Raw genomic sequence first — 13302 nt, 5'->3', positions numbered from 1 at the left:
TTGGGCGCACACCTGCTGCTAGCGGGATACTTCGGATGCGGAAACCTTGGAGACGATGCAATTCTGCTCGGCTTCGTGGAGGGAATCCGGCATCTCGACATTGACCTCACAATGCTCAGCGGAAGCCCCGAAGATAGCTTCCGCGCCTACGGCATTCGCTCGGTGCCGCGCAAGGACCTCAAGGCTGTCGATGAGGCGATCAAACGCTGCACGATTCTTGTTTTTCCCGGCGGCAGCATTTTCCAAGACGCAAGCAGTGCGATGAGCGCCAGTTATTACAACACACTCGTCCAAAAAGCAAAAAAAGCAGGCAAAAAAGTCCTCTTGCTTGGGCAAGGGGTTGGGCCTCTGAATACTTGGCTGGGCAAGCGATGGGCTACATCGGCTTTTAATGCCTCCGACGAGATCGCCGTTCGCGATCCAGCATCGGGGCAATTGCTTTCGTCCCTTGGCGTCAAGACGCGTATGCACAGCGCTGCCGACACGGCGTTTTTGCTTCCTCGACCGACAACAGAAGACGAGAACTTTGAAGTTGCGGGAATGAAGACGATAGGCATCGCTCCGCGCCCTTACGGTCGCGAGACCAAGAATCTCATCAAGGCTTACGGTGAACTGGCGAGATTGCTCTACCAGAACAGCTATATGCCCGTCCTCATCGAACTGGACAGAAGCGAGGACGGACCGATGATTCTGGAGATCAGCAAGAGTCAGGGGGGCAAGGTGCCAGACATCCGCAAGCTCGAAAGTCCGATGCAGTTGCAGAGGAGAATGGCCCGCATCCATTGCGTCGTCGCCATGAGGCTTCACGCATCTATCCTCGCTGCATCAGTCGGCGTTCCCCCGTTGATGATCAGCTACGATCCCAAGGTCACCGCATTCTCGAAGCAACTTGGGTTGGGAACGGCTATCCCTGTCGAAGGGCTTACTGGCCAGCGATTGTACGAAAACTTCATCACCTTTGAAAAAGACCATGCTCGGCACGTGCGCACAATGGAGCGTCGTGTAGAGGAGCTTCGCAAGCAGGCTCAGGTCAACATCGAGATCGTGACGAGGTATATCAACGACAATTAATCGGCGAACCATAGACCTCGCCCCGCCAGTCAAACTGAATAGAATTGGCAGCCGCCTACCTATGCTTTCCAAAATTTGCTTCCAGCGCCCTCTGAGAATTGCTGCACTGGCCAGTATTGGCCTGTGTGTGCACCCCGTTGCGTTTGCGGGACAGGGTTCAACTTGGAAGTGGGTCAATAAAAATATCGTCGACCGCATCCAAATCACTGGTCGACGAACCCTTGGTTACCACGACCACGACGTAAGCGGCGATGTCGAGACCTTCAATACTCTCACCTACGGAGGGTTCGGTGAGAGGCGGTTTACGGACCTTGGAGTGATCTCAATCAGTGGACGAAATGTCCTCGGTGTTCTCAACTTTGAGGCCACTCTCGACCCCAGCCGTTACGCCGATCCTCAGACACAACGTTACACGCTCGACTATCGCAAGAAAGATTATTTTGTGAGCTACGGTGACATCCAGGGCTCCCTTCTGAACACGAACCGTTTCGCCTCCTTTAGCAAAACACTGCGCGGAGCAATGGGCGGTATTACAAGCGGACGACTTCGCGTTCAGGCTGTCACCAGTGAGACAAGAGGAAGCGCACGCACCGTTTCGTTTCAAGGCAACAACTCATCAGGCCCTTACTATCTCCAGGTTTCTCAAATCGTAAAAGGCTCAGAAGAGGTGCGGGTCGATGGTGTCACCCAAAGACTCGGACAGGACTACGTCATCAGCTACGAGATTGGAACGATCACCTTCGTCAACAAGCTGATCTCTCCAACGAGCACCATCTCTGTGAGCTTTGAGGCCCTAGGATTCAATACAAACGCGGGCAAGATTCTCGCTGGAGGCGCCTCCTACAACATGGGGAGAATGGGTGAGATCGGTCTGACCTGGATGGAGCAAAAGACGGGGAACGGCAGCACTCTCAGCACTCGGCAAGAACTGCTACAAGGATCTGGTGCAGCGAGCACGCCCTACTTTCTTCAATTCCAGCCTCTTCAATCACAGCCGATTATCGTTCGCTTAGATGGTGTCTTGCAGATTGAAGGCGTTGACTACCACTTCGATACGAGCAACCCATCGATCTTCTTCTTCGACAAGTTCGTGCCTTTTTCAAGCACGATCAGCGTGGTCTACACGCCCGCGCCGACTCAAACTGTGGATGGCGACCGACAAGTCATCGGTTTTGACTACCGGATTCCCCTCGGCAACAACGGACGACGCGGCTTCATCAAATACAGCCAAGCAACGGGAAAGCTCAAGAGCCCAGTCACGCCTCTGGAAGGAACAGCCAGGGGCATTGAGGGTCGGTACGATTTTGGAAAGATCGCGCTTAGCGCCGGTGTCCGAGACGTACCCGATAGCTACGTCAATATCGAGACCCGCGGCTTTAACCGAAACGAAAAAGCATCCGACATCGGGCTGACCTTTCGAGACGGCCCCTACAATCTGGATACGAAGCTCACGAACAGCCTTGTGAGCATCCGGCAAACGGACCTGCTTGGAAATATTTCGTTTCGCAATGCGAGATCTACGGCACTGCGTAATTCGGCAAACTACACACCCACCAAGGGACTGCCCGTTGAACTGACTTACAATCGCATCCGCACCCGAAATCAGGACCAAGACTCTCAACTCGACAGCATCTTTCTTTCCAGCCGCAAGAACGTTGGAAAGCTTCGGACGACTTTTGGAGTTGAGCAACAAGCAGGCAAAGCGCCATTCATAAACGGATCCAGTACCGAGACCCGAGACTTCGATATCTTTTCGGTGCGGTTCGATTCCTCCTACAATGCAGGGCGCGGGCTTGCCGTTTCCGCTCGAACCAGCTTCAACCGGGTGAATGACGGTGAGAAAATTGGCGAAGGTCAAGACTATTCGCTCAGCATCAGTTACGCCCCCAACAACCGCCTCCGCATGAATCTGAGCAACACAACAAGCGATTCGGGTGCACTCGCAGCCTTGGGAGGATTCCTTACTGGTGATGGCTTAGGCTATGGAGGAAACGGTTTTAGCGGCGGTGTCTCAAACAACGGCGGCTTGGGCGCCACGACCGCTACGAAGATCAAGCTGTGGAGGTTTGATTCGCATTACGCTCTTAGCGACCGCTACAGCATGAGCTTTGATGCGACACATTCCTTCGCCAAAGGATCGGTCAGTTCAAACTCCGAAACCACTGCTTTCTCGACGCGATTTGATGCAGACCTTGGAAAGTCTCACTATCTCGGAGTCGGCTTCACCAACAGTGCGACCAAATTTGTATCATCAAGCATTAAGTCTGAGGCCACAACGTTCGACCTCGGCTTTAACGGATCGCCCGGACGATTTTCCTACAGCCTTGGGCTGAACCTTCTTCTCTCTGGCGGTAACAGCACATATAAACAGGATTCGACGAGTTTCGGCGGATACTTCGGCTATTACTTAGGTGGAAGGCACTCCTTAATCGCTGATTTTGGGCACGGACGCTCTACAGGCGACTTTGGGCAGACGGATACTTACATGAGTCTTGCCCATCAATTCCAAATTTGGCGCAACATCGCCCTTCGGACAAGTTACACTGTCCGAAATACAGAGAACATCGCAGGAGGTTCGGCGGGAGCTTATCGGTCTCGGGGATTCGATGTAGAACTTACATTTACGTTTGTTCCTCGGTAGGGATTGGTGTAACGAAGAACCTTTCTACGCGTAAGTTAAATCACAATGAAAAGATTCTATTTAGGCTCAATTGCCATCCTGATTCTCAGCGTGGTCGTGGGTTGTGGCGGCGGAGGCACGGGCTCCCAGTTCAAGGGTGAAGTTTCCGGCGTAATCACCGATGTTAACGGCTCCCCTGTGAGAGGGGCCAAGGTGTTCTCAAACAGTCGCGAAACCACATCGAATTCTGCTGGCATCTACGTGCTATCCGGTGTACCGGAAGGCAACCACACCATCCGAGCCGAGGTCAGCCGTGATGGTTTGAAGTGGGTTGGACAAAACGTCGTCGCCATCTTTCGCGGTGAACGCTCCAAGAGCTTGAATATCGCGCTCGTTCGTAACGATCAGACTGCAACGCTGCATGGCAAAGTCCGGGATTCTTCCGGGCATGTTGTCCAAGGAGCTCGCGTCTTCGCCTACGGCAACGCGCTTTCAAGCGCCATTGCGATCACTGACGCCGACGGAGACTATAGGATCGAGAAGTTGGCATCGGGAGTCACCTACTTGCTCACTGCAAGCGCACGAACTTACGACAACGACCTTGGTCAAGCAACGATGAGCCCCGGCGAATTGAAGCGATTTGACTTTACGGTGAAGGATTCGACGAATCCGGTCATGCCCGCACCAGAAAACCTTGTTGCCGTGGCTTGGACATCTCCTAAGGAGATCACGCGCGACAGCGAGGTGAACCGAACTTACGAGTACATCAAGCGAATGATCGACCCTCGCCGAGGGAATCGTCCAGCCTCCGGAAGAGATACGATTCTCGGAAACAATGTCGAAGTCGATCTTTATTGGGACCCGCTTCCCGGCAGCTACGACGACAATCTGCTTGGATTCGGCATCTATCGCGCAACGACCTCGGGAGGCGTCAGCACAGCAGTAGACTTTTTGCGAGACCCCATCACGATCTTCTATTCGGATGTAAGCGCCGAACTCATCGAAGGGAGAAACTACTACTACGAGATCACGTCTTTGGGCACGAACTTCCCGGACACATTCAATTCTGAGAGCAATTTCAGCAACCGATACGGGGTGCATACACTTGGTGATATGGTGCTGCGGTCGCCACTGTTTGGTCCGCTTACCTTCCGTTGGGATGCCTGTTTGGATGCGGAGGAATACAAGGTGTTCCTGTTCGACAAGTACCCGAGCATCGGAATTTCATCGATTTGGAATACGAACAGCACTCCGACAGCCGGCCTGTCCCAGGTTTACACCGGGCCGAGCCTTCAGGCAGGTAAAACTTACTACTACATCGTTCTTGCTGAAGCGAACGGCGGCGACTCGAAGTCGCTGAGCGCCATCGGCAGCTTCGTAGCGAACTAGCATCGCCCTGCAGCCGTCGAAGCTGTAGGTGTCCGTGGGCCGGACAATATCCGGCCCGCGTTTTTCTTTGGGATGGTTTGAATTTGATGAATTGGATAGTGACCTCTTTGCGGCTGCCTGCCGCCCTTGTTGTTCTCATCGGGTTTGCTGCATCCGCACTCGCACAAAGCAACGTTCTCCGCGTAGAAGTGCCGCCACTCTTTGTCGCCGGAGCCGGTACGAACGCCTCTGATTTGGCTGTTCGAAACTTCGCCCAACGATTATCGAGCCTCACCCAAAGAAACCGTGAGACCCTTTCCCGGGTCGGACGCTACAACACAAACATTCCGTTCTCAATGCCGACTGTTGTTCAGCTCACGGTCAATGGTGTGCCTCTTCCTCCTGCCCTCACCGGCCGCACTGGCCGTAAAACACTTGATCCTCAGGGCAACAGCATCACGCTCGCATTCGATCCCAGCGGGTCAACCGCATTCTTGCCAAGCTATAAACAACTGCTCATCGATACCTTCACAACAGCTCAGGCTACGATGAACCTTGTTTTCGGCACTCCGGCGGCAAGCGGCACCGTTTTTGTCCGAAACTTCGACGCCACGATAGGTGATCGAGATGCCATCGCTGGCGGCTATTTCGTCGCCAATAACGGTTCGGGACAAGCTGAGATTCGATTCCCTGTCTACTCCAGCCCCGAAGCGACAGCAGTGAACTTCGTCCATTGCCTTTGCCTTGCCTATTTGGGGGGAAGCTCCTACTCTTTCGATGCGTTCCAAGAAGGCATCGTCCGGGCCGCAACCATGCGCATCGTGCGAACCCCTGGGGCGCTTCCAGCATTCTTAGATGCGGAAAAGGTCGAGGAGACACTTGAGAACACCTACGACGTCGGCAACTTCTACGACTGGTACAACCAGCGTGCGCTTTCGGGTCAGCGTTTCATAGCTCCAAACCTGAGAGACGTGCCTTTGCCTATTGGTGGAAGCCTTGGTGGCATTTACCTTCTGCGTTATCAAATGGCAGGTTCGGCTTGGCAAAAAGCGCTTGTCGAATTCCCTGGCTTCGCCGCTCAATTCAATCAAGCGTTCTACGCGGACCCAAGCATCGCCGGAAACATCCCTGCTTTGCTTGCCCTGGGTCAAAACGTTATCGACACACTGAACGGCGGTCCGAATGCAACCATCGAAGGCCTCAGCTTCGCCCAGTGGTACCGACGACAGTTCATTTTGCAAACACAAGACCTCGTGGGGCAGAAGCTTCTTCTACAGCCGCTGCCTTTGTTTGCCGATGGCGGTACGAGCGACTTTGGCGTTTACCTCGTTCAGGCAACTTGGTTCGAGACGCTGGCAAATGGCAACGAAATCCTCAGCAGCGGCGTGAGCTATCCCATCTTCTGGACGGATGTGTATGATCGCCTTTTCCCAAGTGCTCAGGATGAGCGTATGGATATTGGTGGCGCATATGGTTCTCTCGCCCCGAACTTCAGCAATCTATATGCGGGGCAACCCTACCGAGTCGCCGTAGACGTCCCTGTCCAAGACAAAATGGCACGTGTCTACGTGCCTTCAGGCGCTTTCTCAACCGGCTCAAACCCCAGTCCGCGCAACTTCTACGGCACGGTGTTGGGAGTGCCGACGGGTGCAGGCGTATCCATTCGTGTTCGCGTCACGATAGGGGCGACCGTGATCGACAACATCCCGGTCACTCACGGCGCTTTTGGGTTCACCATCTCCGCTGCCCAGTTTCTTGGCTCGGCACGCTGCCGAATCGAAGTGATTAGTACGGTTTCGGGGCTCGACACGGTCGTCATCGATCGAAGGGTCAACAAAGGTCCAGGCGCACTTGCTGTCGATCTTCGTACTGGCAACGGGGAATCGCTGTTTACAACTGGCTTGCCCGGCGGGCTCTCCTCCTTTGGATTCCCCGTCGATCCACTCGACAACCTGCCTTCTACGGTCCTCGGCATCCCCGAGAACGACGTGCTTGCCGCGCGTTGGAACGGAGGAAAGGGCAAATATGACATCTACCCTGATGGCGGTGGCTTTATCGGTCGGAACGGATACTTTGCTCGAATGGCGGCTCCCGTTGGTGCTTTGAACGTACTCGGTCGCAACCACCCTGGCACATCGGTTGCCGTCGCGCTACGCCCAGGCTGGAACATGATCACAACCCCGATCAATGAAGTCGTCCCAACTTCACGAGTTCGCGTTGTTGTTGCGGCGGACTCACCGCTAGCGTTTGCCGATGCGATCGGTCCAGTTCTTAGCCCTGATTTCTTCACATTTAGCCCCGGAGCGCCGGACGCGGCTAGTGGCTTTCCTGAGACTGGGTCCATGACCGCAGCAACAAATTTCCAGCCCGGAAAAATGTACTTTATCCGCGTTTTGGCTGCTGAAGGGGCAAGCCTGCTGTTTACTCCAGCCACCCCATTGCTGCCGGGAAGCGCCCAATTGAGCGCCGTGCCTGTCCCATCCCCATCGAACTGGGGCCTGCGGGTCACTCTTACCGATTGGTACCGTGAATCGAGCGTTATTGTAGGAGGGTCGGCGACAGCGACATCATCCTTCGATCCCAAAGAGGACACGGCCTTCCCGCCGGCCTTTAGTCAAGGGATGCAGGTCGCGGTTGAGGGCGGGCTGTACCGGGACACGCGCAAAGCTCCCGCACCACAGGTCTACAAAATCAACCTAACCGGGCTCAAGAAGAACCAACGCTACTGGGTCAGAATCAACCCGGAAACAGGCAAGCTCAAGCGATATATTTTCCGAGACCTGGACACACCAAGCTATCGGTCTGTTACCGGCAGCTTCGAGTACACCTTCACGACTTCAAAAACGGAGAAGACGATCGTCATTATCGTCGACAACAATTCATTCTAATGCGAACATGGCTTTTACTTTTGGCTGCGATTAGCCTTCTCGTCGTTGCTTTTGGATGCGGCGGAGGAGGCGGTGGAGGAGGCTCTGCGACTCTCACAGGCCGCGTTCTCAACGTCGTGACAGGAGGACCTCCCAACCCGGCATCTTCGGTACAGGTCGGACAAACGAGCGTGTTTACAAACGCCGCCGACGGCTCCTTTAATTTGACTGTGCCCAAAGGGACGACAGGGCTCTTGATTGATACCCTCGGTCTTGGATTTGGTGCTTTCACATACACCTTTGCTGGCGCTAATGGTGTGACTGACGTGGGCGATCTGTGGATCGGACCTGAGAAGGTGTCGGTTCAAGGCACGATACGCAATGCCTCAAACAGTAACCCGATCAGTGGCGCTCAGGTTTCGTTTGCCGGGCGGAATGCCGTTACCGATGCAAGCGGCAACTTCATCCTCACGAATGTGGCCTATTCCAGCGCCACTCAAACCGCCTTTTGGGGAATTCTGGGAACTGCTAAAGCGACCGGATTTCTAAAAACGGACTGGAGTACACAACCTCACACCGCCTCCTCAGGGATCGTCGATGTCGGGGACATCCTCATGACGCCGCTAAGCGATCCAAACCCGCCGCCTGCTCCGTACAATATTTGGGGCATCGTTAGCGCACCCGGTGGAGCGCCTGGCTCGATTATTCGTCTTAAGTTAAGTGGAGTAGATGTTCGCGTGTTTAACGTTGGAGCGGACGGGAAGTATTACTTCTTCGTGAACCCGGGCACTTACACCGTGGTCGGCGAGAAGGGAGCTTCAACGTCCAGTCCACAAATTGTGACGCTGACCGCTCCCAATCAGGTTATACAAGCTAATGTATCGATCCCTTAGCAAGCGATTCGCAATATTCACGTTGAAGGCAACCCTCACGGTCGTGACTGTCTTCGGAGCGGTCTATTACGCGAGTTGGCTGATGACGGTCGATCCTTTCCAGCGCTATCGACAGGGTGGAGAAAAGCGCCTCGGCGACAATATTGCGATGCGGCTTGGAGATGTGATGGTCACATCGTATGATGGCGAGCGACTGGTTTCACGAGCCTTTGTGAAGCGGATCGATATCCAGTCGGATCGGCAGAACCTTGAGCTCACCGGCATTCGCGATGGCGTGATGATCGGTAAGGATGGCAAGTTCAACTTCTCGGCAAACAAGGCGTTTTACAAAGCTTTCCAAGGAGTAATTACCGTTCGCGAGGGCGCCCGTATCTCCAACGAAGACATGGACCTAACTCTTGAAGGTTTCACCTATTCCGAACAGAGCGAAAGACTCCGCAGCTTCGGTGCGATTCGGGGCAAGCTGATGAACGGTCAGATTCAGGCCGTAGACTTGGAGTATCAAGCTAGCGAAGGAACCTATCGGACAGGACCGCTCAAGTGGACAGGAATGCTTGCTTCCGCTCTCGACATTCAATCCTCAACAGCTCAGGACCCAAAGCAAGGCGACCTGAAACGATGGGAGATTGATGCGAAGGGGTCCTTCTCACAGCGAGGAGACATTGCGACCTACGAACAGGTACACGCAACCGATGGTGAAATCATCGTCAAGGCTCCCAAAGTTGAGCTCAACAAGAAGACCGACGTCTTGACAGCCACCGGACGAGTCTATTACTACAGCGGGCAGGCTAATCTAATCTGCGACAAGGCTGTGATCTATCGGAAAGAAAAGCGCGCGGTCCTGACGGGCAACGTGACGATGCTTATCAAGCCCAAAGATCAAGAGAAGCTGGAAGAGACTGAGTTAAAGCCGTTCAACCCAATCGTGCCCGACGAGATCAAGATCGCCAATCCAGCCGCTCCAAAACAGGATCAAGGAACTCCGCCTGCGCAAGATTCAGGCACACTTCGCAAGTATCCGGTTTCCGTGTTTGCTGAAAAGATTGAGTACTGGTACGGCAACGGCAATCGCAAAGCCAATATCTCTGGACGCCCCCAAGCGCGTCAGGACCTGCCCGAAGGCGAATGGCGACATGTTTGGTCGCATACCGCATTTTATGACGGCGAAGCCGACACGCTGAAGCTCGAAAGTCGCGACGGCAAGAGGGACGCCCAGGCCAAGACGTCTATTGGAGACGACCTCATCGCTTTCTGGTTTAAGATTTCAACCAAGGATGAAGAAGAGGACAACTGGGAAGGCTTTGGAGTTCAGGGTGCCGTCATGGTCAACAAAGACGAACTCCCTGATCGGGGCGGCGGCACTGGCGGAGGCGGAGGCAATCCACCACCGCTTCGTGGCGGCATAGGTGGAGGACAGCCCACAAGAAGGGGCGGCCTCTAACCGATGGTCCTCTTCGATACACACTGCCACCTCAACGACCCAAAAGCATTTCCCAACCCCAGTCAGGCGATTCGCGAGGCCAAAGAGGTTGGCGTTGAGTTCATGACGGTCATCGGGATCGACCCCGATTCAAGCCGGTTAGCGATGGAGATAGCCGACGCGCACGATGGGGTCACATTCGTTGCCGGACGTCACCCTAACTACGCCGCCGATTACGATCCTGCCGAGCTGAAACTTGTTGAGGAGTTTTTAGACCATCCAAAATGCGTCGCCCTTGGCGAGATTGGACTTGACTATCATTGGGATTTCGCTCTGCCAGAGCAACAATTGCGGTGCACACTCGATCAGCTTGCCCTCGCCCGGGACAAGAAGAAACCTGTCGTCATCCATTGTCGAGAGGCTTATCCCGATCTGCTGAGCATCCTGGAACGGGAGCCTGCGCATTCGTATCTCTTCCATTGTTTTGGAGGCGACGCCGACGATGCGAAGCGGGTGATGGAGCTCGACGGATACTTTGGCGTGGACGGGCCGATCACCTACAAGAACTCACAGGGTCTGAGGGAGTTAGTGAAACACATCCCACTGGATAGAATCGTGCTGGAAACGGACTCACCATATCTAACGCCCGAACCCTATCGCGGAAAGCCGAACAGCCCTAAACTGCTCCCTATAGTGAACGCTAAATTGGCAGAATGCCTGGGCTTAACCGCCGATGCCTGCGCCATCGCCACCATCGCCACCGGCAGGCGGTTCTACGGGATCAGTTAAGGGCGGCGGATCACCCGCTCCTCCCACACTGCCCGGGTCCTGTTCAGGGTCCTTCGGCGCTGTGCTTTCTTCAGGCTCCTCCGGCTTTGGGCGCAGCTTGTTCGTGCGCTTTCGGGGATTCACAGGGCGAGATTCGATCTCGATTTGGGGTTCGGTGTGAGCCGCTTGTCGAGACTCTTTTGGAGGATTGCTGGTGGTGGCGCCGGTGTCCTCTATATCGGGCTGGCGTGGCGTTTCACCGCTCGCACCGATGCGCGAACCAATAAAGAAATATCCGATTGCAGCCAGCCCAATCGGAATCACCAACCACTTCACAAAAAACCAAAGAATGGAGGTACCGCGACCTGCCATATTGCTATTGTAGCAGACGGGTATTCTGAGCCTCCAAACGGCCCATGGCGACCGAAATCTTTGAAGATGCTATCGAGCTTGAGGCTGGCACCCTTGAAGCGATTTACCCCACTCCCGAGAACCTCGGGCTTTGCTACCCCTACCCCCAACTGCGCGTGGCTGGACGCACAGCAGGCATGTCCTTTCGGACGCTAACTCTTGAAAACCCATACCTTCGAGTGACGGTTGTTCCAGACCTCGGCGGGCGCATACTCAGCTTCTTCGACAAGCGGACTGAAACCGAGATTCTCCCTCAACCCAAGCCACTTTCGGCAGCCTCTGGCGGGCCCAGAGGTGCAGAGTTAACTGCGGGAATCCTTGTAGACATCGGAACGGCAGGCCGGATGAACGCGATGGGACCGGTTGAGTACCAGATCCGCGACCAAGTCGAAGAGGATGAATCTCCTTACTTAATCCTGCACGAGCTTGTCGCTGGCCTTGGTGTGAGTTGGCATGCAACACTTACACTCCCACCCGACCGCGCAGAGTTACACCTTTCCGTAAAAGTCCAAAACCGGCAACTGCTGCCGGTGCACTGCAAGCAGGGGTTACTCGCGTGGCTAAGCGAGAGTTCACAAGCATTGTCGCAGGCAAACTCCTCCGTCGTGTTCTCGCCAGATCTGAACTGCGGGCTTGGGCTCCACTATGCAGACGCATTTTTTGAATCTGTTGAAGCAATCGAGGGTCGCCTTCGCCTCAACCGAAGCGCAGAACACGAGCTGCTTCTCCCAAGGCAATCCGACACTTGGACGGTCGTCCTTCAGCCAGTATCAAAGCTTTCATCTCTTGAGGCTTGGAGTTCTGAGGCGGCTATTTGCCTCAATGAAGGAAAGCTGTCGGTTCAATCGGTTGCTCCCCGCGCAGGCGCAAAGCTCCTTGTGGGAACTGAAGCCGGTGAGAGCTTTGAGGCTGCTGTCGATCTCTACCCAGAAAAATCGACGACCTTAGACATTGCCAGCATGCCACTGCTTGCCGCTATTGCAATCCGTGATTCCGATAAGAACGACCTTCTCGTCGCCGATCTCTCATCCCCTCCAAACCAGCTTTCAGCAAAACCCCTTGGCCTTGCATCTCCCTCAGCAGCTCTCAATGCCTTCGCTAAGCCGGACCCAGGTTCTCGTGAGGCCCTTGTGTTAGCAGGCATCACCGATAAAAACCCAGAATCGACAATTCTCGGGCTGAATATTCCTGGGCTTCAGTCGGTATGCCGACTTTCGTTGGCTCTTGAAGCGTTGCGGCAAAAGCGCCACGAAGAGGCTCTTGTCTGGCTGGAGGACGCGATTAGCTACAACGCAGAGGATCACTTGATCTGGTGGCTCAAGGCGACCGTCAAACGAATTCACGGCCTTGAGGAGGAGGAAGATCAGGACCTGCCAACGGCTCACTTTCTCGCCCCACTCGAACCTGCTCTTCGCGCCGAAAGCTTCCTTCGTCAACCACAAACTCATGGCAAGGAGCCCAACCCCATCATCAAGCCGCTTGCCAATCACCCCGAGGCAATGATTGAAGTGGCTTGTCTGCTTTTGGAGGCTGGGTTGGATGAAGAGGCGATGCGATGGATGGATGAGGCGCGGCGGCACCGCGACGAACCCATGCTCCGCTATTTACAGGCATGGAGCCTGCTCTCGAAAACGCGGATGGCTGTTGAGGCTGCTGACCTCGTCCTTGGCGCATCAGGCAAACCACTAGAGCCGCCTTACCCGTGGCGCCCGATTGAAAAGACTGCGATTCGTGAGTTGTCCGCCCGTTTCAGCGACGATCCGCGACTTTCACAGTTGCATCGGATGCTTGGCAGTTAGCGGTCATTGTCCGTTGGCGCCCCCTCGAATACCTTCAATAGCATGTTAAGACCGGCACACCGATGGCGCTCTGAGCCAAGTAAAA

Annotated in this window: 9 protein-coding genes; 8 read left to right on the top strand and 1 reads right to left on the bottom strand. The window is 54.8% G+C overall.

Annotated features, from left to right (window positions below):
* From csaB to KF784_12330, 7 genes are all read left to right on the top strand, one after another.
* Complete coding sequence (gene csaB, locus KF784_12360; protein ID MBX3119852.1) at positions 1-1071, top strand: polysaccharide pyruvyl transferase CsaB; 1071 nt, start codon at positions 1-3, stop codon at positions 1069-1071.
* A gap of 127 nt (positions 1072-1198) precedes the next feature.
* On the top strand, positions 1199-3712 hold the full coding sequence (locus KF784_12355; protein MBX3119851.1) for a hypothetical protein: 2514 nt from the start codon (positions 1199-1201) through the stop codon (positions 3710-3712).
* Between the two features lie 45 nt (positions 3713-3757).
* Complete coding sequence (locus KF784_12350; GenBank protein ID MBX3119850.1) at positions 3758-5080, top strand: carboxypeptidase regulatory-like domain-containing protein; 1323 nt, start codon at positions 3758-3760, stop codon at positions 5078-5080.
* Between the two features lie 86 nt (positions 5081-5166).
* Positions 5167-7947: a hypothetical protein gene (locus KF784_12345; protein ID MBX3119849.1), complete on the top strand. Its 2781-nt coding sequence runs from the start codon at positions 5167-5169 to the stop codon at positions 7945-7947.
* A complete protein-coding gene (locus KF784_12340) occupies positions 7947-8819 on the top strand; it encodes a hypothetical protein (protein ID MBX3119848.1) in 873 nt (290 codons plus the stop codon). Before KF784_12345 ends, KF784_12340 begins: the two co-directional genes overlap by 1 nt.
* Positions 8803-10260 (top strand): hypothetical protein, encoded by a 1458-nt coding sequence (locus KF784_12335; protein ID MBX3119847.1) that lies wholly within the window; start codon positions 8803-8805, stop codon positions 10258-10260. Before KF784_12340 ends, KF784_12335 begins: the two co-directional genes overlap by 17 nt.
* A 3-nt stretch (positions 10261-10263) precedes the next feature.
* Positions 10264-11028, top strand: a complete 765-nt coding sequence (locus KF784_12330) for a TatD family hydrolase (protein MBX3119846.1) — start codon at positions 10264-10266, stop codon at positions 11026-11028.
* Here KF784_12330 and KF784_12325 read toward each other — a convergent pair.
* Positions 10963-11379 carry a hypothetical protein gene (locus KF784_12325; protein ID MBX3119845.1) on the bottom strand — a complete coding sequence of 139 codons (417 nt, stop codon included), beginning with the start codon at positions 11377-11379 and terminating at the stop codon, positions 10963-10965. The two genes, KF784_12330 and KF784_12325, sit on opposite strands and share 66 nt — an antisense overlap.
* Positions 11380-11423: 44 nt before the next feature.
* Between KF784_12325 and KF784_12320 the strand changes: the two genes are divergently transcribed.
* Positions 11424-13217 carry a DUF5107 domain-containing protein gene (locus KF784_12320; protein MBX3119844.1) on the top strand — a complete coding sequence of 598 codons (1794 nt, stop codon included), beginning with the start codon at positions 11424-11426 and terminating at the stop codon, positions 13215-13217.
* Positions 13218-13302: the final 85 nt, after the last annotated feature.

Source organism: Fimbriimonadaceae bacterium, assembly GCA_019638775.1.
Lineage (GTDB): Bacteria > Armatimonadota > Fimbriimonadia > Fimbriimonadales > Fimbriimonadaceae > JAHBTD01.
The sequence above is the reverse complement of the archived record's forward strand: the minus strand, read 5'-3'. Positions and strand labels throughout refer to the sequence as shown.